The 24,339-nt window shown below is 44.7% G+C and carries 21 protein-coding genes; 19 read left to right on the plus strand and 2 right to left on the minus strand.

The genetic code is table 11. The features are described 5' to 3' along the window. Positions 1-17: 17 nt before the first annotated feature. The 7 genes from A8708_RS23935 to A8708_RS23965 all read left to right on the plus strand — a co-directional run bounded on the left by A8708_RS23935 (position 18) and on the right by A8708_RS23965 (position 8,840). Positions 18-1,871, plus strand: a complete 1,854-nt coding sequence (locus A8708_RS23935; protein ID WP_068667827.1) for a cache domain-containing sensor histidine kinase — start codon at positions 18-20, stop codon at positions 1,869-1,871. Then, positions 1,831-3,459 (plus strand): response regulator, encoded by a 1,629-nt coding sequence (locus A8708_RS23940; protein ID WP_068667828.1) that lies wholly within the window; start codon positions 1,831-1,833, stop codon positions 3,457-3,459. Before A8708_RS23935 ends, A8708_RS23940 begins: the two co-directional genes overlap by 41 nt. Positions 3,460-3,527: 68 nt before the next feature. Next, positions 3,528-6,695, plus strand: coding sequence for an ATP-binding cassette domain-containing protein (locus A8708_RS23945; protein WP_068667829.1), 3,168 nt, complete (start codon positions 3,528-3,530; stop codon positions 6,693-6,695). Between the two features lie 155 nt (positions 6,696-6,850). Further along, positions 6,851-7,189, plus strand: a complete 339-nt coding sequence (locus A8708_RS23950; RefSeq protein WP_068667873.1) for an ArsR/SmtB family transcription factor — start codon at positions 6,851-6,853, stop codon at positions 7,187-7,189. Positions 7,190-7,241: 52 nt separating this feature from the next. Next, the gene (locus A8708_RS23955) at positions 7,242-7,748 is read left to right on the plus strand and encodes an SRPBCC domain-containing protein (RefSeq protein WP_068667830.1); all 507 of its coding nucleotides are present in this window, start codon (positions 7,242-7,244) and stop codon (positions 7,746-7,748) included. Between the two features lie 148 nt (positions 7,749-7,896). After that, positions 7,897-8,385 (plus strand): MerR family transcriptional regulator, encoded by a 489-nt coding sequence (locus tag A8708_RS23960; protein ID WP_068667831.1) that lies wholly within the window; start codon positions 7,897-7,899, stop codon positions 8,383-8,385. A 14-nt stretch (positions 8,386-8,399) separates the two neighbouring features. Continuing rightward, positions 8,400-8,840, plus strand: a complete 441-nt coding sequence (locus A8708_RS23965) for an SRPBCC family protein (protein WP_068667832.1) — start codon at positions 8,400-8,402, stop codon at positions 8,838-8,840. A gap of 83 nt (positions 8,841-8,923) precedes the next feature. Here A8708_RS23965 and A8708_RS23970 read toward each other — a convergent pair whose 3' ends face one another. Continuing rightward, a complete protein-coding gene (locus tag A8708_RS23970; RefSeq protein WP_068667833.1) occupies positions 8,924-9,361 on the minus strand; it encodes a DUF6376 family protein in 438 nt (145 codons plus the stop codon). A gap of 179 nt (positions 9,362-9,540) precedes the next feature. Here A8708_RS23970 and A8708_RS23975 point away from each other — a divergent pair, with 179 nt between their 5' ends. The 8 genes from A8708_RS23975 (at position 9,541) to A8708_RS24010 (ending at position 17,317) form a co-directional block, all read left to right on the plus strand. Beyond that, positions 9,541-11,118 (plus strand): ABC transporter substrate-binding protein, encoded by a 1,578-nt coding sequence (locus tag A8708_RS23975; protein ID WP_068667874.1) that lies wholly within the window; start codon positions 9,541-9,543, stop codon positions 11,116-11,118. Further along, the gene (locus tag A8708_RS23980) at positions 11,106-12,098 is read left to right on the plus strand and encodes an ABC transporter permease (protein ID WP_068667834.1); all 993 of its coding nucleotides are present in this window, start codon (positions 11,106-11,108) and stop codon (positions 12,096-12,098) included. The genes A8708_RS23975 and A8708_RS23980 overlap by 13 nt, the downstream gene beginning before the upstream one ends. Continuing rightward, positions 12,095-12,952: an ABC transporter permease gene (locus tag A8708_RS23985; protein ID WP_068667835.1), complete on the plus strand. Its 858-nt coding sequence runs from the start codon at positions 12,095-12,097 to the stop codon at positions 12,950-12,952. The genes A8708_RS23980 and A8708_RS23985 overlap by 4 nt, the downstream gene beginning before the upstream one ends. A 31-nt stretch (positions 12,953-12,983) precedes the next feature. Then, positions 12,984-13,901, plus strand: a complete 918-nt coding sequence (locus tag A8708_RS23990; protein WP_157265005.1) for an oligopeptide/dipeptide ABC transporter ATP-binding protein — start codon at positions 12,984-12,986, stop codon at positions 13,899-13,901. Continuing rightward, the gene (locus A8708_RS23995; RefSeq protein ID WP_068667837.1) at positions 13,891-14,493 is read left to right on the plus strand and encodes an ABC transporter ATP-binding protein; all 603 of its coding nucleotides are present in this window, start codon (positions 13,891-13,893) and stop codon (positions 14,491-14,493) included. The genes A8708_RS23990 and A8708_RS23995 overlap by 11 nt, the downstream gene beginning before the upstream one ends. Before the next feature lie 269 nt (positions 14,494-14,762). Next, positions 14,763-15,830 (plus strand): metallophosphoesterase family protein, encoded by a 1,068-nt coding sequence (locus A8708_RS24000; RefSeq protein ID WP_068667838.1) that lies wholly within the window; start codon positions 14,763-14,765, stop codon positions 15,828-15,830. Positions 15,831-15,885: 55 nt separating this feature from the next. Continuing rightward, positions 15,886-16,818, plus strand: a complete 933-nt coding sequence (locus A8708_RS24005; protein ID WP_068667839.1) for a D-2-hydroxyacid dehydrogenase — start codon at positions 15,886-15,888, stop codon at positions 16,816-16,818. Next, a complete protein-coding gene (locus A8708_RS24010; RefSeq protein ID WP_068667840.1) occupies positions 16,799-17,317 on the plus strand; it encodes a fibronectin type III domain-containing protein in 519 nt (172 codons plus the stop codon). The genes A8708_RS24005 and A8708_RS24010 overlap by 20 nt, the downstream gene beginning before the upstream one ends. 42 nt (positions 17,318-17,359) lie before the next feature. On the opposite strand, the gene A8708_RS24015 is transcribed toward A8708_RS24010, so the two are convergent. Further along, positions 17,360-18,424: an LLM class flavin-dependent oxidoreductase gene (locus A8708_RS24015; RefSeq protein WP_068667841.1), complete on the minus strand. Its 1,065-nt coding sequence runs from the start codon at positions 18,422-18,424 to the stop codon at positions 17,360-17,362. A 588-nt stretch (positions 18,425-19,012) separates the two neighbouring features. On the opposite strand from A8708_RS24015, the gene A8708_RS36610 reads away from it, so the two are divergent. From A8708_RS36610 to A8708_RS24030, 4 genes are all read left to right on the plus strand, one after another. After that, positions 19,013-19,912, plus strand: a complete 900-nt coding sequence (locus tag A8708_RS36610) for a hypothetical protein (protein ID WP_239696829.1) — start codon at positions 19,013-19,015, stop codon at positions 19,910-19,912. A gap of 18 nt (positions 19,913-19,930) precedes the next feature. Then, the gene (locus tag A8708_RS36615) at positions 19,931-21,229 is read left to right on the plus strand and encodes a glycosyl hydrolase family 95 catalytic domain-containing protein (protein WP_239696830.1); all 1,299 of its coding nucleotides are present in this window, start codon (positions 19,931-19,933) and stop codon (positions 21,227-21,229) included. Between the two features lie 238 nt (positions 21,230-21,467). Beyond that, positions 21,468-22,490: a response regulator gene (locus A8708_RS24025; RefSeq protein ID WP_068667842.1), complete on the plus strand. Its 1,023-nt coding sequence runs from the start codon at positions 21,468-21,470 to the stop codon at positions 22,488-22,490. After that, a complete protein-coding gene (locus A8708_RS24030) occupies positions 22,490-24,295 on the plus strand; it encodes a sensor histidine kinase (RefSeq protein WP_068667843.1) in 1,806 nt (601 codons plus the stop codon). The genes A8708_RS24025 and A8708_RS24030 overlap by 1 nt, the downstream gene beginning before the upstream one ends. Positions 24,296-24,339 lie beyond the last annotated feature (44 nt).

Raw genomic sequence — 24,339 nt, forward strand, 5'->3', positions numbered from 1 at the left:
CGGAGGTATTGTCACTCATGGCCGGTTTACTCACAAGGATAACAAAGGCTTATAAACGATCTGTCCAGTTTCGGTTAACGAGTTATTTCCTGATTATTCTTGTCCCGTTAGTTGGGGTCAGTATGTTTGCCAGTCTTCGTTCCGAACAGATTCTAGAGCGCAAGGTAAATGAACAAACGACGGTCGCACTGTCATCGGCTATGGAAGCTATTGATCTGACAATGGATAATATCGAGAACATGTCGATGGTTCTTGCGACAGATACGAATCTAAATGAACTATTAAATCGCAAGGAATCACAATTGACTGCGGAGATGACGTTGGATTTTCAGAAAGTGCTATTACAGCTGTCAAACATGAATTCGGTCAACACCTACCTAGCACAATTATCCATCTATCATGCCTATTCTCAAACGGTTCTTTCTTCTAGATACGGAGGCAGGAGGATGGATGAGTTACCGGATCAGTCTTGGTATCAGAATTTGTTAAAAGCGGGAGGCAAGAGTCAGCTCTTACTTCCGAGAATAGGTGAATTCAATTCGTATCAACAGTTAGACCCAACGTTTCAACCAGGCTATGTCACTTTGATGCGCACGATGGACCCGTTTAAACCAGGTGACCGTAAACATGTACTTATGATAACTTTGGATGCCAATCATATAAAGAAGCATCTCGATACGTTAATTCATAACAATAATGAAAGCGTTTATCTCATAGCTCCTGACAACCGTTTGATAGCTGGAACGAGTACAAATGAGGTTCCTCTCTTATGGTCATCTGGCACGGAAAACATGTTGATTCGAGATTCCGAGCTAACCGGTGAATCAGAAATGCTCTTGCGTTACCGATCTGCCTTTTCAGGATGGACTGTTATCGTGGTGAAACCCGCTGCTGCTATGTACGCTGAGCTTAACCAACTAAGGACATTTATGTATATCATCATCGGGATGAGTTTCCTATTGACGATATTAATTTCGTGGATCGTCTATCGGGGCATCGCATCGCCATTAAGCTCGCTAGCCTATGGGATGAAGCAGGTGCGGCTAGGGCGGTTGGATACGAATTTACCGAATAAGCGAGAGGATGAGTTCGGTTATTTGATGAATGCGTTCAACGATATGGCGTTGGAGCAGAAGCATTTAATCGAGAACATCTATGAGCAGCAACTGCTGAGGTTAAAAGCAGAACTCCGTGTGCTTCAATCGCAAATTAATCCACATTTTCTATACAATACACTGGATACCATATATAGCATGGCTGAAAATTATGAAGCCGAAGAGATCACGGAAATGGCGCTTAATTTATCCAAATTTTTCAGATTGAGCTTAAGTAAGGGGCATGACGAGTTCACTGTTGAGGAAACAATCGAGCATCTTCAATATTATTTGCGGGTTCAAGCCTTACGTTTCATTGATAAACTCTCCGTATCCATCAGTATGGATGATTCATGTAAGTCTTATCTTGTCTTGAAATTGTTACTGCAACCGATTGTAGAGAACGCGATTTTACATGGACTGGAGCAGCGAAAGCGTGATGGACAGGTGAAGATCGACTGTCGGCTGGATCAGGGCAGGCTTCGTCTGGAAGTGACCGATAACGGCAAAGGTATTCAAGCAGACCGACTCAGTTATATTCGTGATGAACTTGCGAAGGTTTCCGTATATACAGGAAAAGCATGGGTACAAGAGATAAGAAGGAACGATCTCTATGGCTTATGGAATGTAAAAGCAAGGCTAAAGCTGTATTATGGTGATTCGGCAGATTTGACAATCGATAGTGTAGAAAATGAGGGAACCACAGTTATTCTATGGATCCCAATCGGAGGCGCTTATGAATCTGATGATCGTGGAAGACGAACTGCGGCTTCTTAATAATATTGCTCACAACATTCCTTGGGAAGAGCAGGGGATTGAGGTTGTTGCCACGGCGGATAATGGAACCGATGCCATCAGGCTGTTCGAGCAAGTGAAACCTAATATTGTACTCATGGATATTCAAATGCCGGAATTAGATGGTTTATCTTTGGCTAAATATATACGGGAAGTTGATCCTCTGGTGAAAATTATTGTGCTTAGTGGTCATGATGATTTCACGTATGCGCAGACAGCCATTGAGCTTCATGTAGTGAAATATTTGCTGAAGCCTTCCAGTAATGCCGATGTACTCGAAGCGGTATTAGATGCACGCGAAATCATTCGTCAAGATCTAGAAGCCAAGTATAACCAGGAAATGATGCAGAAGAAGTGGATGGAGCATTTGCCAAGGCTTCAGGATTTATTTTATCAGAGCTGGACAACGGGGAAATATTCGGAGTGGGAAATCGAGCAACGTAGTCGTGAATTGATGATTACACTTCCATACAATGGATTGTGGGCTGTAGCAGTCGTGGATCCGGATCCCTTAACAAGTTCAAATGGGAGATTTACCGCTGAGGATATCACCTTACTGAAAATTTCGTTGCTTGGGATGGCAAAAGAATTTCTGGATAAGGTACCTTGCTTTATTTTCTCCGATGATAATGGATCCACGGTACTCGTATTCTTCGATTGCTCGAATAAGGAGAAGGAACTTCGTCCAATGAATGATTTCATGGCGGAAGTTCACTTGCATATGACGAGGCTGTTGTCCGTATTTAAGGAGTATTTGAAAACAACGGCAAGCGCCGGTATCGGCCGAGCAGTAGATAAGAAAATGTCAGTGAGCAATTCTTACAGAGAAGCTTGCCAGGCTTTGCATGAAAGAGTGGTTCATGGGCACGATATCGTCGTTCCTTATCGAGACGAGCATCAACCCCATAATGCTGTAGCATCGGATATCCAGATGGAGAAGGTGCTAGCTCATGCCTTGGAGTCTGGGCAACGAGAGAAAGCCATTGCGATCATTGACGAGTGGTTCAAGGTGAATGTGGAACAGGCCAAGTCAAGCGGTGAGGTGCACGAAAATATTTTACTCCTCAGCTCATTGATCGTTCATCTCATTCAATTACAAGCGTGGCCTCTAAAGGAAGTTGTCGGGCATCATTTCGATTATTTTCACAATCTTCGTGCATTAGTGACCAAAGAACAAACGCTGCAGTGGCTTTATGGGATTGTTGATCATATTTGTTTATATGTGAATGATAGTAAGAATAAAAGCAGGCACGAGCTCATCAGTAAAATGATTAGTCTGGTTGAAGCGAGTATCAACGAGGATGTTGGTCTGCATGAGGTAGCAAGTAAGTTATATATTAATGCTTCTTATTTATCTCGCTTATTTAAGCAGCATATGGGGCAATCTTTCACTTCGTATATCGTGGAGCGCAAAATGAAACTGGCTATGCAGTGGTTAACCGATGGCTTGAAAGTATCTGAGACGGCAAATCTTCTGGGCTATCGGGATTTTAGTTATTTCACGAAAGTATTTCGGAAACAATGGGGAGTTACACCTGCTGAAGTGAAGAATAAGAAAATGATTACTTAGTTGCATCCCAATACTGTATGTGTGCTAATATGGAATCGACAAGATTAACCAAGAGAAAGGATGTACACATGCAGATCGTTCAATTAATTTCGAACAACATTAACAAATTAGATGCGCGTATACCCGTTGATAAATCATTAGGAATTGCTGGTTTATCGGGATCAGGTAAAACAACGTTCTGTCAGACCATAGGGGAAGAATCCAAGAAGCGTCTTGTATCTTTACTGCCGAAAGCAGAGTATCAGTATTTATTTCCAGAAATTATGGAAACCAATTTCAGTGCGATTAAGATGGAGGACATGCCGCTAGTCCTTTTTCTCGGCAAATCATCCATCTCATCGAATCCTCGCTCAACTATTGGCACGCATACAGGTGTTTTCAAAGAGATCCGTGATCGTATGGCCGAACAATTCAATCTATCTCCAGAAGTGTTTTCCTTTAATAACGCACTAGGGTGGTGCCCCGATTGTAAAGGGCGCAGCACGACACAAAATGTAGAATGTTCGAAATGTAACGGTAAGCGATACAGTCCTGAGGTTGAACAATATAAGCTGGAATTAAGGAATCAACCACATAGCATCTCGGATATCAATAACTTAAGCATTGAAACTATCCTTATGCTTGCAGAGGAATTACATATTAGTGAAGCCAAGCAACATATACTCCAGAATTTAATCAACATGAATATTGGGTACTTAACTTTAAATCGGATTATGGGTTCATTATCAGGCGGGGAATTAACACGGCATTATTTGGCTGAATTCATGGCTACGAGTGAAAATACCGTCATTATTATTGATGAAATTTCCGTAGGTCTTGACCATGAAACTCTCCTCAAAATTCTCGATCAAATTAAGCAATTAGGGGTTAAGAATCAAATTTGGCTCATTGATCATTCAGATACAGTGTTGGATGCAACAGATGAACAGATATTCTTCGGCCCAGGCAGCGGTAAATATGGCGGGAAAATTGTCGAAGAATCCCCACGTCCTAAACCAGTCCTATGGGAACAAAATCAGGCAGAACCGACCGCGTATTATCAGTTTCTAGATCTGCATTGTCGGAATATTCAAATGGCGGAAATTCAGATTCCCAAGAATAGACTGGTAACCTTTACAGGTGAGTCTGGATGCGGAAAATCAACACTTGTGAATGAGTGTATGTCCAAAGATTTTCAGAAACGCTACCCCAAAGATAAACTGGTCATGGTTGGACAAGATCGTAACCAATCGATTACAAGCCGCTCAACCGTCGCTACCTTCCTTGATATTAAGAAGAAGCTTAATAAAGTTAATGAGGATACCGCGGATGATATTTTCCAACGTTCCATCGAAGATATTATTGAAGAATTGCCTAACGAAGATATCGTCCATAAACGCTTGAGCTTATTGAATAAACTAGGACTTGGCTATCTAACCTTAGAGCGAAAAACACAATCCCTATCAACGGGTGAGTTTCAATGCGTACATTTAGTTTCTGAGTTGTTTGCGAATGCTAGGAACCCGCATACTCTGTTTATTTTTGACGAACCTTCCAAGGGGTTATCGCAAAACATTTTAAATCAATTCATCGACAGTGTCAGGGTCATTCTGGAAGATGAATCGGTCTCCATTCTCATGATTGAACATAATGCTTATATGCTGGAAAGCTCTGATTTTATCGTTGATTTTGGCAAAAGACAGTCGGAACCCATTCGACATTTGGATGTTGTCCCTCATGAGGACTACTATCGTCTAAAACATAAGGATGATCATACAGCCCCTGTGCACATTGCCTCCTCGTTGAAACAGCAAAACGGTATTCAATATATACAAGAAAATCAGATTGAATATTTTAAAAAAGCAGAAAATATCTATAAAGGCGGTATCCTAAAAAGCTTATCTTCCATGGCCCGCTTGATCTATGGGGAATACGAGTCAGATAAGATTGCTCCTGTGATCGCGATTGATCTTGAACGACACCTGTATAGTCAGTATAGCTTTCTCTATGAAATCGGTGGTTTGATCAACCATATTGTAGCTTCTCATCCTACTAATAAAGATACAAGAAGTTTCGATTTCTATTATCAAGATAATCATTGTCCATGTTGTTCTGGTCGTCGTGTCATCGAGAGATTCGATATGGATGTTCTCATTCAAGATCAAACAGTCCCGTTCTGGGATGGCTTATTGTTGCCTGAAGTGATGGACGTCTTGAAATATTATCAACATGCTAAGCTGCACTTCCTTTTTGAAGAGATCAAGAATGAACTCGGTCACGATATAAGTAAGAGTTATAATGAGATGACAGAGGAAGAGAAGAATACATTCCTATACGGCTATTGGGAAAAGTCATTCTATGATAAGGCTGGTAAGGCGTCGCGAACGTGGGAAGGCTTTAATCTCATTCTTGGACGCTATATGGTCATTTCGAAGAATCTGACGATTAAAGAGGCAATGAAAGCTTCAAGAGAAATGATTACTTGTCCCGTCTGTCATGGCACCGTGTTAAACCATCATAAGAAAATGAAATTCAATGGCACGGATATTCGCGAAATCATTGGTCAGCCGCTGGATCAAGTCATTCAAACCGTAGGGAATTTGCCGGAATTAGTGAAATTAAAGTCCATTGTTGGCGGCGATATCTCACTTTCGGAAGATGTTTCTTTACTGCCTAGAGAATCTCAAGTAGCGCTGAAAATGTACGAGTTGGAGCTTGCTAGCTTCGTGGGCTATGAAGTGGTTTTACAAAATGCAGTGCCTTTCTGGGATGGGATTGCAGGGAATCTTGATGCGATCAGCTCCAAAAACATGATAAGCATCTGCGATTTCCCCGATATTACGGAAACCAGAGAGAGCATTATCGATAAGTATTTCACCAATGGCAAATATAAAAAACTGACTTATGTCTATGAAGCCTTTGGTTATAGTAAGATTGTTACCCAAATTAATAAGGTCAAAGCCAGTCATCCCTGCCCATTCTGTGGAGGGAAACGAGTCATTTCAGAAGATGGACTTCATGATGGTGTACAGAAATTGTCCGTTCCTTGTGTTAGCTGCTATGTCAGCGGCATTAATGATGAGGGACGCAAGGAAGTCGTCGAGGGTGTTACGGTGCAAACATGGCTTACTGGCAAAGTAAGTGATGTTGTGGATGGGAGCAAAGTGGCTGAGTCAGTTGCCAATATACCGATCTATAATCGAATTCGTGAATTGAATAAACAAGATATGATGGCCGTTTATCATAGCTTAAAGTAACGAATAAGCGCTGACCCTCGGGTTAGCGTTTATTATTTATTTACAATATTCACTTGCGAGAATATTCCCCGTGTGGTATATTGAGTTCGGTAAGTGAATCAATTAATCACAAAGAAGAGACACATGTAATTACAGCAAGAGGACGGATGATGTGCATGGATCCTAACGTCATGAGTGCACTGGCAGAGCCTAATCGCATGAGGATCGTTGATCTTTTGCGTGAAGGGCCACTCACAGTAGGAGAAATTGCGGAACGGTTACAACTGCGACAGCCTCAAGTATCCAAGCATCTGCGCGTACTAAGTGAGGCTGCCATCGTCGAGGTAAGGGTGGACGCAAATCGTCGTATTTATAAGCTACTGCCTGATCCTTTCCGAGAGTTGAACGAATGGCTGGAGAACTACCGTGTCATCTGGGAGGAGCGCTATAACCGACTAGATGATTATTTACAGAAGCTGCAGGGCAAGAATGTACAGAATGAGCAGCAAGACTGACAATTACAGGTTTATGTATACGAAAACATACAATTCGAGGAGGAAGTTACACATGGCTAATCAAATGGTTTCAACTATCGAGGACAAAGTTCTTATTCTAGAACGTGAATTCAATGCACCGCGGGAACTGGTTTTCCAGGCATTTACGCAGGCGGAACATCTAAAGCATTGGTGGGGTCCAAGAGGCTGGACACTTCCTGTCTGTCATGTTGATTTCCGTGTTGGTGGCGTTTGGCATTATTGCATGAAGTGCGAAGACAAGAATCAAGGTGATTTCTACGGCATGGAATCATGGGGCAAAGCTGTATATAATGAGATCGTAGTACCAGAGAAGATTGTCTATGTGGATTATTTCTCCGATGCGGAAGGGAATGAAGCGGCGAATATGCCATCCACACGTGTAACACTGACTTTCCTCGAAACTGAAACAGGGACTAAAGTCATAAACCGTGGAGAATACACTTCAGCTGAAAGCCTGCAGCAAGTGCTGGATATGGGCATGATGGAAGGTATTACGGATACATGGGATAGACTTAGCGAGCATTTGGCATCCTTATAAAAAGTTCATAAGTATTGAAAAAAGGCCGCTGATTAGCGGCCTTTACATGTTTCAAGTACAAATAAAAGTAACACTTGAACCTGACGTAACGTCATGTTTTATAGTATAGTTACCGGTAAACAGCTTGATCAGCTTTAAGGAGATGATTATGAAGCAGCTTTGGAAAGTAGGAGAGCTCGCTAAACTCACAGGACTTACGATACGAACCTTGCGATTTTACGATCAAATCAGCTTGTTCTCGCCGTCGACGCATTCCGAATCGGGACACCGCATGTATAATGAGGGGGATCTCTCGCGGCTGCAGCAGATTTTATCGTTGAAAGAGCTCGGATTATCACTAGATGAAGTGAAGTCCGTACTGACTGGCGAGCAATTCAGTCCGCTGGAGATCGTTTCGTTGCAAATTGCCCGTCTGAAGGAGAACATTCGGATGGAGCAGAACCTTCTGCTTGAACTGGAGTACGTGTCGAATCTCATGTCCTTGCAAGAACCGGTGACTGTTGATGATTTTACCAAGTTATTGGAAACCATGAAGAAGAGCCATGAAAAAGTGATCATCGAACGTCGGATGTCGTGGGAACGACGATTAGATCTGCTAGGTGAACTCCTAGACGGCAAATCCGATGATTCAAATTAAAGGAGCTGACTACTATGAAAGAAAGAGTTGCCATTGCGAATACCTTCGTTGTCGAACGCGTATATAATGCCTCGCCGAAACGTGTTTTTGCCACTTGGGGAGATCCCAAACTGAAAGAGCTGTGGTTTTCCAAAGCAGATGAATTCGACTTCCGCGTAGGTGGAAAGGAAATGAGTCAAGGCGGCCCTCCAGGAGGACCCATCTTCACTTTCGATGCCACGTATCAGGACATTGTCCCGAATGAGCGAATTGTATACAGTTACACATTGGATATGGATCAGACGCGGATTTCGATTTCTGTGACAACGGTAGAATTCAAACCGGAGGGAACAGGTACGAAGCTGATTTTCACGGAACAAGGCATCTTCCTTGATGGCCATGATACGCCAGCTCTACGTGAACACGGCACGAAGGAAATGCTGGATAATTTGGGCAAATCGTTGGATAACGTGTAAACGTAAATAAGGAATACCACAACCGGCCGATATAGGCCGGTTGTATTTGTTTAAAGAAAAAACTTCACACAAGTGTGAAGTTCTTAAGGAATTAGATTTTGAATTCGATTGAGTAAGAGGGTAATATCACTAATTGTCGCGAGTAATTGTGAATTCTGAAGCTTATCAAGGGCAAGATGACCATTAACGATCACTTTATTAATCTCATCTAATAACACTTTGTTCTTTTCTACGACTTGCTGATGAATATCCTTTGCAATCGCTGGCACACTCTTTAGGTTGAATTGTTCAATTTCATTCCTTATCACGATTAATTGATTTTCAAGTTCCTGTTTAGTTTCTGGATTTGAGGCGGCATCTTTGATCATTCGAGGGGCTCGTTCTGCGAAATCACCTAAGGTTTGGATGTGTTCTGTAGTCTGAGTGACGTAGTCGACAGAACTATTTACTTTCTCTACTAACGTACAGGCACTCAATTGAAGGGTGGATACAGCTAGAATGAGTAGCATTAGTTTCTTCATATGCTTGCTCTCCTTTACGGTTGGATGTTAGGAATAGTTGAATCTGACGTAGTAATTAGTACGTTCATTTAGAAAAAGGGTTTCATTTCCACCTCCAACTGTGTTACTATTTTATCAAATCGTGTTACTGCACACGTTAACATTGGGGGAGAGTGCCTGAATTGAAGTATCGATTAGTTATGATTCTGATTATTTTAACCGTATTAACTTGGGTAACTGCTTGTACGAAACAAAAGCCTCAGCCATTGGCGGATTCGGCGAAGAAAGAGATTGTTCTAGCCATTGGCGGTGAGCCTGAGACAGGTTTCGACCCGACAACAGGTTGGGGGCGCTACGGTTCGCCATTATTCCAAAGCACCTTGCTCAAACGAGACAAAGATTTGAATATCGTTAATGATTTGGCTATAGGGCATGAGGTAAGTCAAGATGGCATGGTTTGGACAGTTAAGCTGCGTAAAAACGCCAAGTTCAGCGATGGAAAAGCACTGACAGCTACAGACGTACAATATACATTCCAAGCTGCTGCAACTAGCGGTTCGTCGATCGATCTGAGCAACGTTAAAGGAGTAGAGATCATAGATGATGCGACAGTAAAGTTTACACTAAAAGAACCGCAATCTACTTTTGCACAAATGCTAGTAGCTACAGGAATTGTGCCTAAACATGCGCACGGAAAAGATTATGCCCTTAAACCAATTGGATCAGGGCCATATAAAATGCTTCAATGGGACAAAGGACAACAATTAATCGTGGAAGCTAATCCAGATTACTACGGAAATAAGCCTTTCTTTCAAAAAATTACGTTCCTATTCTTAGGTGAAGATGCTGCTTTCGCGGCTGCGAAGGCAGGAACTGTTGACATGGCTGCCATTCCAGCAGCATTCAGTAAGCAAGCGGTGAGCGGGATGGAACTGAAAGCCGCTAGAACTGTGGACAATCGCGGCATTATGTTTCCCTATGTACAATCTGGCGGTAAAACCAAAGAAGGCTATCCGATTGGGAATGACGTTACGGCCGATTCAGCCATTCGCAAGGCCATAAATATCGCCATAGACAGAAAAAGTTTAGTTCAAGGTGTTCTTGAAGGTCATGGTACACCGGCATATACGTTGAACGACGGTCTTCCGTGGTTTAACCAAGATTCGGTGTTTGGGGATGCAGATATGAATGCCGCTAAGAAACTTCTGGGAGATAATGGCTGGAAGGATACGGATAACGATGGGGTTGTCGAAAAAGGCGCATTGAAGGCAACTTTCAATCTGTTGTATCCATCTAGTGATGTCACTCGTCAGTCACTTGCCATTGCCACCGCGGATATGTTGAAACCCCTCGGAATTCTGGTTAAGGCGGAGGGTAAAAGTTGGGATGAACTTGAGAAACAGATGCATGCGAATCCCGTGCTGTTTGGCTGGGGAAGTCATGATCCACTTGAAATGTACAATGTGTACAGTAATAAATTTGGCGGTGTTGAATACTACAACCCGGGCTATTACAACAATCCGAAGGTTGAAAATTACATGACCCAAGCCTTGCGAGCAACGAACGAGAATGACGCATGGGCATTCTGGAAAAAGGCACAATGGGATGGTGAAACGGGGTTAAGCGCCAAAGGTGACGCTCCATGGGCGTGGCTAGTTAATTTAGATCATCTCTATCTGGTTAAATCTGGTCTTAATATCGGGAATCAAAAGATTCATCCACATGGCCATGGTTGGCCAGTAACCGATAACATTGAGGAATGGCGATGGAACTCTTAAAGCTGTACCCATGGATTCTTCGCAAAGGACTAGGCTTATTGCTGTTGTTGCTTGCTGTGAGTGCCATTTCATTCATGCTTGTTCACTTCTCTCCCATAGATCCTGTTCAAGCATATGTTGGCGCGGATATGATGAAGGTTAGTCCAGAACAGCGTGAAGCCATCGTACAATATTGGGGATTACATGATCCCCCATTGGTTCGTTATTGGCATTGGTTGCGTGCGCTGGCTAGTGGGGATTTAGGCACATCTATGATTTACCGTCGACCCGTACTGGAAGTGATCGGTGAGCGTTTCGCCGCATCACTTGCACTTATGGGTGCTGCCTGGTTGTTGTCAGGGCTGATCGGATTCGTGTCTGGTGTATTGGCCGCCATGAACAGGAATAAGTGGGTCGACACTTGTATCCGATGGTACTGTTATACCCTATCATCCACACCAACGTTCTGGATCGGCTTATTACTCATGCTAGTGTTTGCAGTATGGCTAGGCATCTTGCCCGTCGGACTTGCTGTTCCAGCTGGTACAACATCCGACCAGGTTCACTTCATAGATCGGATCCGACATATGATCTTGCCCGTTTTGACGCTGAGCGTAACAGGAATCGCCGCAATTGCCCTGCACACGAGAGAGAAACTTATTGACGTGACTGAGAAGGAGTATTGGTTGTTTGCAAGAGCTCGCGGCGAGCAAGGTTTCACCCTCTTCTGGAGACATGGGCTCAGGAATGTGGCGTTGCCTGCTATTACACTGCAATTTGCATCATTCAGTGAACTGTTCGGTGGGGCTGTATTAGCGGAACAAGTATTTTCATATCCTGGTTTGGGACAAGCAGCTGTGGAAGCAGGGCTTCGTGGGGATATCCCACTATTGATGGGAGTTGTATTATGCAGTGCACTATTCGTATATGTAGGGAATGCGATGGCTGATTTAAGTTATCGGTGGATTGATCCGAGGATGAAGGAGGGAAGTCGTCTATGAAGGAACAAATGCGCGTTGAAATAGGGCTTCCCAAGCTTCATCATCAACAGAAATTATGGATTTCAACTACGATAGCCCTAGGTATATTACTAACATTGATTGTTATATCCAATGGATTGGGTACCACAGGATTAACCACCAACTTGAGTCAGCGTAATCTAGAGCCATCCGCTTCACACCTATTCGGGACAGATTGGCTTGGCAGGGATATGTTTACCCGCACAATGAAAGGGTTGCTGCTCAGTCTGAAAGTGGGGTTAACTGCAGGGATTTCCAGTGTTGTAATTGCAAGCATGATGGGCCTTGCAGCTGCCCTCACGGGTCGAACAGTGAACCGGTTTATTAATTGGTTGACGGATTTATTTCTGAGTGTGCCTCATTTAGTCACGCTGCTCTTGATTTCATTTGTGCTAGGTGGAGGTGCCAAGGGCATTATCATAGGGGTCGCATTGACGCACTGGCCAGCCTTGTCGAGAGTGATTCGCGCTGAGGTTATGCAACTTCAAACGGCACCTTATGTTGTTATCTCGCGGAATTTCGGCAAATCCCAATGGTGGATCGCATCTAGGCATATCATTCCTCATCTCGTTCCGCAAATAATAGTGGGCATCATACTAATTGTTCCACATGCCATCTTACATGAAGCTTCCATTACCTTTCTCGGCATGGGTCTCTCTCCCCATGAACCAGCCATTGGTATTATTCTGTCTGAATCCATGCGCTATTTATCCTCAGGGATGTGGTGGTTAGCCGTGTTTCCTGGCTTGTGTTTGTTAGTCGTGGTAAGAACGTTTGCTATGCTAGGTGAAAACTTAAAACAGTTCGTGAATCCACAACATGCTCATGATAAATAAGGATGCAAATAGAATGGAGAGGAGCTCGCTTATGCTAGAAATTAGCAGGCTGTCTATCCGGTTTCATCGGCTGGATCGTCGCTTGCGACAGGTACATACAGAAACGATTCATAATCTGCATCTCACTGTTGCAGCGCAAGAGATTCTTGCCGTCGTAGGCTCCAGTGGTTCTGGTAAGAGTCTACTTGCACATGCGATATTAGGCATTCTCCCTAGTAATGCGCAAGTAACAGGGAGCATTCAGTTTAAGGGGGAAGAATTGACCCCAGACAGACAACGTCGGATACGAGGGAAAGAAATCGCGCTTATTCCACAATCTGTCGCATACTTAGATCCATTGATGCGTGTCGGGGAGCAAGTTCAGCAATCCGTTCGTCAAGGTGATCCTGAGAATCTTAGGCGGAAGGCTTTTCATAAATATAATCTCGCTGAATATGTGGCCAAATGGTTTCCCTTTCAGTTGTCTGGTGGTATGGCGCGTAAAATTTTAGTCTCGACGGCAACGGTTAGCGGAGCACAATTAGTTATCGCCGATGAGCCGACACCAGGCCTTGATGCGTCGGCAATGGTTGAAACATGGAGTCGATTCCGACAGTTGGCAGATGATGGATGTGCAGTAATGCTGATCACACATGATATTGAGGCTGCTTTGACAGTTGCAGATCGAATAGCCGTATTGTACGCGGGAACCGTTGTGGAGATTGCGCTTCGCAGCGATTTTGCGGGAGACGGTGAAAGACTGCGACACCCTTATTCGAAAGCGTTATGGAGAGCTCTCCCTAGTCAACAATTTAGGGCTATCCCAGGTTATCAACCATTACCAGATGCTTTACCAAAAGGGTGCGTGTTTGCACCGCGTTGTTCGTCTGCTACGATCGAATGTGAAGAGGTTCAGCCTGAGCCGCGTACATTACGGGGCGGAGAAGTGAGGTGCTTGCATGCCACTTGAGGGGAAATCTCTTGGATATTGGTATAACAAAGGGGCATGGGTTATGCAGCAAACGACGATTCGTTTGGAAGCTGGCGAGGTCGTTGGGCTTGTAGGGCCAAGTGGCTGCGGTAAATCTACACTGGGGAAGGTACTTGCTGGACATCTTCGACCCATTGAAGGCCATGTTCTTCTGGATGGCAGTCCGATTCCCACAGGGGTTCGAAACCCAGTTCAATTAGTCCTGCAGCATCCTGAACAAGCGGTGAACCCCAAATGGAAGCTGCGAAGAACTTTGGCGGAGTCAGGGCCCATAAACAACAACTTACTTAGTGAACTAGCCATTGAGGATGCGTGGTTAAACCGTTACCCTAGTGAGCTTTCAGGTGGCGAACTGCAGCGAATATGTGTGGCAAGGGCCCTCGGATCAGGAACACGGTATTTGATAGCAGATGAAATGACCACCATGCTCGATGCTATTACACAAGCACAAATCTGGCAATCGGTGCGGAACTGGGCTGAACGGAATCAGACAAGCATACTCGTTATTAGTCATGAGCAACACCTTGTGAATCGATTATGCAGTCGAGTCATCGAGTGGCCGTGCATCTAAAGAAGATATCGTGATGCTTATTCTCAAATGTTCTTATTTGGTTAAATCGGAGAGAAGCCGAAAGCTTAAATGTCGTGTAAAAAGGTTGCCATATGCAGCCTTTTTTTATATTTATTTACCTTAACGTATTAAAAAAAAATCAAGAATAATAGTAGCTTTCAAACGTCAATATGATAAAATTTAACCATTATGCTGTATTTAATTCGATCCATTGTCAGATGATTGATGCCACAAAAAATAGAGAATTTTTCAAAAGTGGGGGAAGATCCATGATCTCAAGAAGACAGTTTATCAAAAGATTGCTTGCAACCGCATTCGCAGTAACGGGTGTCGGTGCGCTGCTCAAACAAACGTTAAAGGGACCGGAAACGAATGCAGTAATTGCTGATGCCTCAGAGGGGCAAATTATTCCGCAAGTATCCCCACATCCCGTTTCGGTTGACGCCAGTACAAATCGATTATTGCTATCATTTTTCCTACTTAGCGATGTGCATATTTCAGACAATGGTACTTCCACCATTACGGATAAACTTCATTCGGCCTTAAAGGATATCAGCCATTTCAAAACGCCGGTAGATACGATTGTTTTCGGAGGGGATGTCACGGATGTAGGGCGCGAAGTGGATTACAAACTTTTTCGCAAAGTATTGGACAAATATAAATTACCTCCTATTTATGCGAATATGGGGAATCACGATTATTACGACATTTGGATAAGCAGCAAGGGAGATTGGTCCGCAGATACTGTTCCCAATGGGAAAACTGACGCAATGTCCCGCGAACGCTTCATGAAATTTTTCGGATATAAGGATAAGCCCTATAAGGATGTCTGGATGAATGATGTGCATCTGATTATCATGTCTCAAGAGACTTATGTGCAGGAGAAACCAGAGGTAGGAGAGGGCGCGTGGTATTCGGATGAGCAGCTAGCTTGGCTTGAGAATACGATGAAATCTCATGTGGATGGAAAGCCGGCATTTGTCTTCATCCATCAACCGCTGCCAGCGCCAGATTTGGACGGGAAACCGCCTCAATTGCTCCGAGCGAAGGAGTTTCGTGCCATTTTGGCACCGTATAAGAATGTATTTGTGTTGTCTGGACATACTCATCGTAATTTTGCAACGGAAAATCACTATAATACACAGAATTCCTTTCACTGGTTCAATAACGCCTCTGTCGGCAAAACGCGGAGCTCAGACAATCCCAATTGCGCGCAAGGCATGTATGTTCAAATCTACAACAACGAAGTGGTGGTTCGCGGCCGCGAATTTTCCAATCAGACTTGGATTGAATCCGCTACGTACAACGTACCTATCGTTCATGCCAACCAAGCGTAGGAATGTAGCGGTCTAAATGTAACCATGCAAAGAAGATTCTGAGGGGGCATCTTAGTTGGATATTCAACGAGTTATCGTGACGGGGCGCATGTATAAAGAATTAACTAAACTAGCCCAAATGGACACGAAGAGGGAGTATCTGTTTCTACCAGAAGAGGAGGTACGTTCAAGTCACTTCGACTGGGGAGATGGTTATGTGGCATTTAAGCCGACGGCGTCGTTTCATTTCGGTACGTTGAAATGGGTTCATGCTCTTGGAGCTGGTGTCGATGCCTTTCTATTGAATCGGGAGTGGAACAAGGATGTCGTGTTAACGCGTACGATCGGCAGTTTTGGGCGGAAAATAGGGGAGTATTGCTTAAGTTACCTACTCGCCGATCTACAACGTCATGACCATTTTCATCATGCCCAGGCACAACGCCAATGGCTGCCTTCCCAGCAGAAGCTGCTTCATGAGATGACCGTTGTCATTTTTGGAACGGGCACGATTGGCGAGGAAGTTGGTAGAATGCTGCGAACATTCGGCGTAAGGGTATGTGGCATATCTCGCAGCGGCAATGCGAACATGCACTATGACAAGGTGCTTCCGATGACCGAAGCGCACACGGTGCTGTCTAAGGCCGATTGGGTCATAAACACGTTGCCTTTAACCGTACACACGGAAAGCTTATTTGATACACGTTTATTCTCCTACATGCACGGATCAGGATTTATCAATGTTGGGAGGGGAGGTTCAGTGAACGAGAATGCCCTGTTGGGGGCCATTGAACACGGACAGGTACGTAAAGCGGTTCTGGATGTGTTTAGGGAAGAACCTCTGCCCGAACATTCGCCGTTATGGGCTCATCCGAACGTGGTCATAACGCCACATATATCCGCAGTTACGGGGGTGGATGAAGCCATCGAAGGACTGCTCGAAGTGCTGGAAGAAATGGACCATGGAGGGGAACGAATTAGCCATTCCGTCGATGTCAGTAGAGGGTATTAGATCTGTAGGGTTGACGGAACCAGCCAGATTAACGAACCCTTCTAAGCTATATAGCTGCATCGTTATGGAGCTCTGTTTAGGGCTCTTTTTGCTAACCGCTTATGAATATATTGGACAAGAATCGAAAGCTGCTTTGCTTGAGTTGACGCCAGGAAGAGAGGTCATTCCAGATACGACGGCTCCTGCTGTACCGGTAGGTTTTGCGGGTGCGACTAGCCAAGATCGGGTTTCCGTGGTTTGGCAGTCGAATAAAGAAAGCGACCTTGCTGGATACAATCTCTATGTCTCAACGGATAGTGGAAGTAACTGGATACTTGAAGGGCAACTATATCCCAATCTCACTTCCTATACGTTTACAAACTTAAGTTATGAAGTGAGTTATAATCGACTATCTCGGGCTAAACGGGCGCCGCACGTAACCCCCCGCGCCTCCCACGGCGCGACACTCACAAAAAAGGGTCCCTCACCAAATTGGTGTAAGGGACCCTTTTTGCACTGAACGGCATTGCCAGCAACTTCGTGCTGCGAATGCCTAATATCTTCAACCTTGAGCTGCCTGACGATCCAGCTCTTTGCGAACGATCGGTGCGACTTTCGTGCCGAGCAGCTCGATCGTGCGCAGCAATTCATGATGCGGCAAGGTGCTGACGTCTGCATGCAGCAGGAAGCGCGTTATACCGAGGTTCTTCTGCAGCAATATGATCTTCTCAGCGACATATTCTGGATCGCCGACATAGAGCGCGCCGCGAAGACTGCGTGCAGCATCGAACGTGTCGCGTGTGTAAGGCGCCCATCCGCGCTCGCGGCCGATGGTGTTCATCATCGCTTCAGTTGCAGGGTAGAACAAGTCGGCAGCTTTCTCACTCGTATCGGATATAAAGCCATGCGAATGCGTCGCAATTTGCAGCTTGCTCACGTCGTGTCCCGCCTTAGCGGCGGATTCCCTATAGAGGTTGACTAGCGAAGCGAACCGCTCCGGCATGCCGCCAATAATTGCAAAGACAACAGGCAATCCTAGTATCCCTGCGCGAATCGCGGAGTCTGGATTTCCACCAGTACCGATCCATACAGGTAATGGCTCTTGTACGGCTCGCGGATAGACACCTAAGTTCTTGATAGCAGAACGATGACCGCCTTTCCAATTTACTTTCTCCGATTCGCGGATTGCGAGCAGTAGCTCTAATTTTTCCTCAAATAGGCTGTCATAATGGTTCAAGTCATATCCAAATAGGGGGAAGGATTCGATGAAAGAACCACGACCAGCCATAATTTCCGCACGTCCGTTAGATAAGCCGTCTAAAGTCGAAAATGCCTGGTACACACGGACCGGATCATCGGAAGATAACACCGTCACGGCGCTAGAAAGTCGGATTCGTTTCGTCGTGGAAGCAGCTGCTGCCAGAATTACAGCTGGTGCAGAGCTCGCATAATCTGCTCGATGATGCTCGCCAATGGCATAGACATCCAGGCCAACTTGATCGGCCAAATTAATTTCCTCTACGGCTTGTCTGAGCCTTTCCGCATGTGTGATCCCATTAGCTCTAGGAGCAGCTTCAAGAAATGTACTTATTCCTATTTCAAAAGTAGAAGTTGTATGATTGGACATAATAAATCGCTCCTTTCAAGATATATCCAGTATACTATATATTTTAATGTAACTCAACAAAAGTAAGCAAATAATTCGAAATTGAAAACCTCCAGCTCACAGTTTTGACAATCACCGTTTGGCAGGCATTGCATGTTGGGGGTTCTTTGCGGAGTGGACTTTTACGATTGTAGTATATTTATCTAACTTTAGACTTCCCGAAAAGAAGATGTACTATTTGCATGGTAACAGATGAAATTGTCATGTGGTATATCCTATTTTTAGCGAGTTAGTAACAGACGGAAGGTGCGACCATGATGAAAACAAATGCTTGTCGAAAATTAGATGTACTTAAAATTCCTTATACTATATTGATGTTTCTGCCAAACCCATGGATCTTGTTAGTATTAGCGCTGGACGGCGCGGACTACAAATCTTTCTAAGCGGTGAGGATTTACTTACGGCAACAGAAGCATCCCTTGTAGATATAAGAAGTAGTTAAAAAGCAAAAAAAATCATATCTCATTAAATAAACACAATGTAAGCCCACCTGCACAAGTGTATATTTTACATAGAATGTGAAGCATGCGTGAAAGGTTGTGGCATTGGATGTTGAAGACATTGGTGGACTGGCCAGCATTTATGGCGAGACATGATCTAACTTGGTCCGTTAAACCAAATTCGTGGAACGAGGGAGCTTTTCTAGGCAACGGATTCATCGGAGCCATGATATATAGTGAGGAGCATAGGGAGAAACGCAACGTGCTGCGATTTGTACTGGGATGCACAGATGTCACAGCGCAGAAACCTGGAGGTGGATTTCCACCACGTGTGCCCGTTGGGGAATTGCACCTGGAGCTTGCTGGATGGTATTATCAACCGTCAAGTATACGGATTGACTTGTGGAATGCGGAGATGCGGGCAGAGATCACGACAACTGTAGGTACAGTAAAGCTCCGCGCTTTTGTTCACAGTCAAGATAAAGTGCTTGCTGTTGAACTGGAACCAAGTGAAGGCGAGAAAGACGCACGTATAATCTGGCATGCATTCAGCGAAGTTGACCATGTATTGAAAAATGCGGATGGCTTCAATCTTAATCAATACCTTCCACAATCAGAAGTCGACCGACACACGAATGAGGATGGGTTGACAGTTGGCGTACAACGGTTTCACTATGACGGTGGTTGTACGACCGCATGGATGGAGAGACAGGTAGAAGAGGGCGTAAACCTGCGCCGATTTTGGCTTTCAATAGGGAATGGTTTCGATACTGAGGTGAAACAAAGGATAGAATCGAATGTTCGGCTTGCATCGAGTCAGCAATGGGAAGCATGGGTGGACGTTCACCGACGCTGGTGGCATGATTACTATCGCCAAAGCTTCATTTCCATCCCGGATACAATACTAGAAAGCTTCTATTGGATACAAATGTACAAGTTGGCCTCGGCAACCCGCTCTGACGGGATGATCATGGACAATCAAGGGCCGTGGCTCACGACTACGCCATAGGCAGGTGTGTGGTTCAACATGAATGTACAGATGAGTTATTCACCGGTCTATACATCCGGTCGTCTGGAACTTGGCGAATCGCTCGTTCGCGCTTTTCAAGACAATATGGCACAGTTAATTCGTAATGTTCCTGAGAAATATCGCGAAGATTCTGCCGGATTGGGCCGAAGTATGAGCTATGATTTAGCCGGAAGTGTCGGTACGGAGGTTGGCAATCTAACGTGGGTATGCCATAACTTATGGAGGCATTACCGCCATACAATGGATACTGCCATGCTACAGGATCTACTGTTTCCATTGTTGAAACGAAGTGTACAATACTATTTGCATCTGCTGGAAATCGGCGATGACGGCAAATTGCATCTACCCCCAATGATCTCACCTGAGTATGGGTCATTCCTGCAGTTAACCGTGCCAGATACACATTATGATCTTGCCTTGCTCCGTTGGGGTTGCCAAACGTTACTCCGAATTTGCAGCATTCTTGAGATAGAGGACTCCGGATCTGCACGTTGGGAGGCAACATTGGCGCAATTAACACCGCTGCCCGTCGACGAGACAGGCTTTATGATCGGTGCCGATCAGCCTTTGGAATTCGGACATCGACATTTCAGCCATTTGATGGCGATCTTCCCACTTCATTTAATCAGTGGAGATACGCCTGAGGAGCGAGAGCTTATTATGCGTTCGCTTCGGCATTGGTTTGCTCGTGAAGGTGACTTGCGCGGCTTCACGTTTACTGGTGCGGCATCCATAGCTGCAGCGATGGGGGAAGGCGACGAATCACTTCAATATGTGAAAACGTTGATCCATCTTTTGAAGCCAAACACGATGTACAGGGAAGCAGGTCCAGTCATCGAATCACCGCTCGCAGGCGCTGAGGCCATCCACGATATGCTGCTGCAAAGCTGGGGAGAAGAAATTCGAGTTTTCCCTGCCATTCCATCCACATGGAAGGATGTTGTCTTTCATAATTTGCGAACCGAAGGCGCATTTGAAATCAGTGCGACTCGATCCGGAGGGGCAACTCAGTGGATTCGAGTAAAGAGTTTGGCAGGACAGCCATGCCGCATTAAAACCGATTTGCCGGGAAATGTTCGGTTGTCTGCAAGTTCATCCCTACAACTTCGATCTCTAGGCGGAGGCATTTACGAGTTGGATTTGCCGAAAGGTGAGGAAGCTGTTCTTTACAGTGCAGAACATCCTGTTGCAGAGGGGCATGAATGGGAAATCGCACCTGTGCCTGCAGAGAGTCACTTATGTGGTTATTTCGGAGGAAACAAGCCTTGGCGCTTGTACGGGCTCCCCATACAATAAATGCCATGTACAGCTTTATATTCAAATAGAAAAGGGCTACTCGGTAACTTGCCGGGTGGTCTGTCTTTATTTTGCATACCGATTCACCTTATTAAAGGTTGGCAGTTTCGATTTTGATGATGTTGTTCCAGTTTTGATGGGTATCCAGACGCACGGGAATCAGAACATAATAAAAGCATAGCCCTCTTGTCGAGGCGATCGAAGGTTTTCATTTTTTGAAACACGAGGGGGCGATGGAATGGCTAGAATCTGTATAGTTGACGATGAACCGATCATCGGAGTTGGCCTTGGGATTCTGATTGACGAATATAAAAGGTTTAGTGAGATCGTGACGTTTACGGATGGCGAATCCGCTTTGTCGCATATTACCGCTAACCCTCCTGACGTTGTGATGACAGATATTCGAATGCCGCGAATGGATGGTCTAGAGCTGTGCCGACATATTCAGGGGCTAAAGATCCCCACCAAAGTAGTTGTGCTTTCCGGGTACGGCGATTTTGCCTATGCACAGAAATGCATGTCGTATGGTGTTCAGGAATATTTATTGAAGCCAATTACAGAAATTGAGCTGTACCCCGTCTTGGATAAAATGCTTTCCATGCGGGAAGCTGCGCTTGTTTCCTTTACTCATTTTGAGTCATGGATTGATCACTTAGAAGAAGCCATTTGGATCATGGATAAGGTTCAGGTCGATGAATTGCTTGAAGAGGGCAAGCTGACATTGTTCCATGTGGATACGGAACTCCAACTCCACCAGCGTGTATCTGATGCAATAAGACTGCTTCTTAAGAAGCTGAATGCGAGAGGGACGTACAGAATGGAGGCGAAGCCGTTTGCAGATGAGAATATGGCTATCGCGATTACGTATGAGGGGTTTCAGGCTGAAATCAGGTGCTGGATTGGGCGACTGAGCGAGTACCGCAACCATGAAAGAATCGATGTTCTGGAGGCAGCGATTCAATTCATTGATGAGCATCTGTTCGATGAGGAACTTACACTCGATAAGGTTGCAGGGAAGCTAGGCTTAACGCCAACCTATTTCAGTCATTATTTTAAGAAACATACGAACGAGACCTTCGTACAACACCGGATGCGCAAACGAATCGATCGAGCGAAACAACTACTTGCCGTGCCGCATTACAAGATTATTGACATTGTAGCCGAGGTTGGCTATGAGAGCTATCCCCATTTTACGCGCGTTTTTAAAAAGGCAACAGGCTATTCCCCCACAGAATATCGCGGTTTACTCGGAATTAAGTAATGAAAAGCAGACTCGTTCGCAAGGTGTACATTTACTTCGTTGTGATTATTACGATGGCCTTAGTGACGGTGGGGGTCACAGGTTATTGGCGGTCATCCAATGAGTTGGAACATCAGTATGATGGTCTATTAACACAAATCGTTGACAATGTGCTGCATGAAACCGATTTATTTCTCAAAAGTTACGAGCGAGCAACGCTGTCTATTCTGATATCACCTGTGGTGAAAGAAGCGTTGGATCTTCCAAATCGTGCAACTGCGGGGTTCTATTCTGCAGAGATCGCGATGAAAGGGGTATTTCAACCGGTTCTCATCAATAATCCGGAAATATCCATGACCTATATTGTCGGTTATAACGGGTTTAAAGCAACCGATTTTAATGTCCATATTGTTCCTTTTAACTACAAAGGGTTTGAGGAATATGTGGAACAGATGAAAGAAGACGAGACGATTAACGCGAAGCTGACGATCCGAGATTCTGGCTTTCTGGATGGCCATCTTACTCTCATTCGCAAATTGGCAGATCGGACATCATCCTCTCAATTTAAAGGCATCATGGGTTTTGAGCTCAAAATCGAAGAGTTAAACACGCTTTGGAAGGGGATCAAACTCGGGAATACGGGATATTTTTTTATCGTGAACGATCGTGGAAAAATATTGTATCATCCGGATTCGAGTCGAATCGGGAAACAGCTAAATGGCCGGCATTTTAATACGGTTGAGGCCAAAACAGATCAAGTATTTGAATTGCCAGGAGAACCGGGAAGAGTATTCTTTAGTCGAAAGTCGGATTACTCCGGATGGACGTTAGTGGCCAGTATGTCCACTGCCGAGCAGCGACAGCCTATCTCCGATTTACGGCAAACCACGCTACTCGTAGGCGTCGTCACTTTAATTCTAGCGATATTTCTAGCATATGGATTCGGTCGATCTATCATACGTCCGGTTCGATTGCTTGAGAATGGGATGCGACAGACAGCCAAAGGTCAATGGACTCGAGTCCCGCTCACGGGGAGCTTGGATGAAATGGATCAACTTATCATCAGCTACAATACGATGGTCTCTCGATTGGAAGAGCTTGTTGAGCGGGTTTACGAGACCGAGCTGCGCAATCAGGACAATCTAATGAAGAGACAGCAGGCCGAATTTCAATCTCTGCAATTACAGATTAATCCGCACTTCTTGTACAACACATTAGAAATAATAATTTGCTATGCCGTAATTCAGAAATCAAGTGAGATCAAAGACATCGTACGTTCGTTGTCCTATATGCTGAGGTATTCGATCCGCACAGATTTGGAAAAGATTACGGTGGCCAATGAGCTTAAACACATTCTGTATTTCATGTCGATTATGAAGTATCGCAACCAACGCGAATTCGAGATCGATGTCCGAGTCTCTACGGACTACTTGCTGGACAGTATGGTTCGCTTGACGTTGCAACCCTTGGTTGAAAACGTGTTTAAACATGCATTTCCATATGGTATTGAGGATAAGCACACAATCATTATTGACGCATGGAAGGAGGATTCTGATTTCTATGTCGTCGTGCAAGATAATGGCTGCGGCATCGGTGCGGAAGCTCTGCTGAATTTAAATACACGACTCATGAACAGCCGACAGGAGAAGCTAGTGGATACACAACCCACATGCGAAGGCAGCATAGGTCTGCTGAATGTCCACAATCGGATTCAGATGGTATTCGGACAGCAGTATGGACTTTCTGTACAAAGTGAGCAGGGGGTCGGCACGAAAGTTACGATTCACATGCCAACTTCCAGTGCAAAAAAAGTCATAGCGGTATAAATGAACACAATGCTCGCCCTACCTTGCTTTTTGTATGATGATGA

Origin of the sequence: Paenibacillus oryzisoli (genome assembly GCF_001653565.1) — a bacterium.
Classification (GTDB): Bacteria; Bacillota; Bacilli; order Paenibacillales; family NBRC-103111; genus Paenibacillus_E; species Paenibacillus_E oryzisoli.

Excerpts from the sequence above, each read along its gene's own strand:
- A8708_RS23975 (WP_068667874.1), top strand. The coding sequence starts at position 9,541 with ATGATTCTGATTATTTTAACCGTATTAACTTGGGTAACTGCTTGTACG.
- A8708_RS23960 (WP_068667831.1), top strand. The coding sequence starts at position 7,897 with ATGAAGCAGCTTTGGAAAGTAGGAGAGCTCGCTAAACTCACAGGACTT.
- A8708_RS23940 (WP_068667828.1), top strand. The coding sequence starts at position 1,831 with ATGAATCTGATGATCGTGGAAGACGAACTGCGGCTTCTTAATAATATT.
- A8708_RS24000 (WP_068667838.1), top strand. The coding sequence starts at position 14,763 with ATGATCTCAAGAAGACAGTTTATCAAAAGATTGCTTGCAACCGCATTC.
- A8708_RS23970 (WP_068667833.1), bottom strand. The coding sequence starts at position 9,361 with ATGAAGAAACTAATGCTACTCATTCTAGCTGTATCCACCCTTCAATTG.
- A8708_RS23995 (WP_068667837.1), top strand. The coding sequence starts at position 13,891 with ATGCCACTTGAGGGGAAATCTCTTGGATATTGGTATAACAAAGGGGCA.
- A8708_RS23955 (WP_068667830.1), top strand. The coding sequence starts at position 7,242 with ATGGCTAATCAAATGGTTTCAACTATCGAGGACAAAGTTCTTATTCTA.
- A8708_RS36615 (WP_239696830.1), top strand. The coding sequence starts at position 19,931 with ATGAATGTACAGATGAGTTATTCACCGGTCTATACATCCGGTCGTCTG.
- A8708_RS36610 (WP_239696829.1), top strand. The coding sequence starts at position 19,013 with ATGTTGAAGACATTGGTGGACTGGCCAGCATTTATGGCGAGACATGAT.
- A8708_RS23980 (WP_068667834.1), top strand. The coding sequence starts at position 11,106 with ATGGAACTCTTAAAGCTGTACCCATGGATTCTTCGCAAAGGACTAGGC.
- A8708_RS24025 (WP_068667842.1), top strand. The coding sequence starts at position 21,468 with ATGGCTAGAATCTGTATAGTTGACGATGAACCGATCATCGGAGTTGGC.
- A8708_RS24010 (WP_068667840.1), top strand. The coding sequence starts at position 16,799 with ATGTCAGTAGAGGGTATTAGATCTGTAGGGTTGACGGAACCAGCCAGA.
- A8708_RS23950 (WP_068667873.1), top strand. The coding sequence starts at position 6,851 with ATGGATCCTAACGTCATGAGTGCACTGGCAGAGCCTAATCGCATGAGG.
- A8708_RS23965 (WP_068667832.1), top strand. The coding sequence starts at position 8,400 with ATGAAAGAAAGAGTTGCCATTGCGAATACCTTCGTTGTCGAACGCGTA.
- A8708_RS23935 (WP_068667827.1), top strand. The coding sequence starts at position 18 with ATGGCCGGTTTACTCACAAGGATAACAAAGGCTTATAAACGATCTGTC.
- A8708_RS23990 (WP_157265005.1), top strand. The coding sequence starts at position 12,984 with ATGCTAGAAATTAGCAGGCTGTCTATCCGGTTTCATCGGCTGGATCGT.
- A8708_RS24015 (WP_068667841.1), bottom strand. The coding sequence starts at position 18,424 with ATGTCCAATCATACAACTTCTACTTTTGAAATAGGAATAAGTACATTT.
- A8708_RS24030 (WP_068667843.1), top strand. The coding sequence starts at position 22,490 with ATGAAAAGCAGACTCGTTCGCAAGGTGTACATTTACTTCGTTGTGATT.
- A8708_RS23985 (WP_068667835.1), top strand. The coding sequence starts at position 12,095 with ATGAAGGAACAAATGCGCGTTGAAATAGGGCTTCCCAAGCTTCATCAT.
- A8708_RS23945 (WP_068667829.1), top strand. The coding sequence starts at position 3,528 with ATGCAGATCGTTCAATTAATTTCGAACAACATTAACAAATTAGATGCG.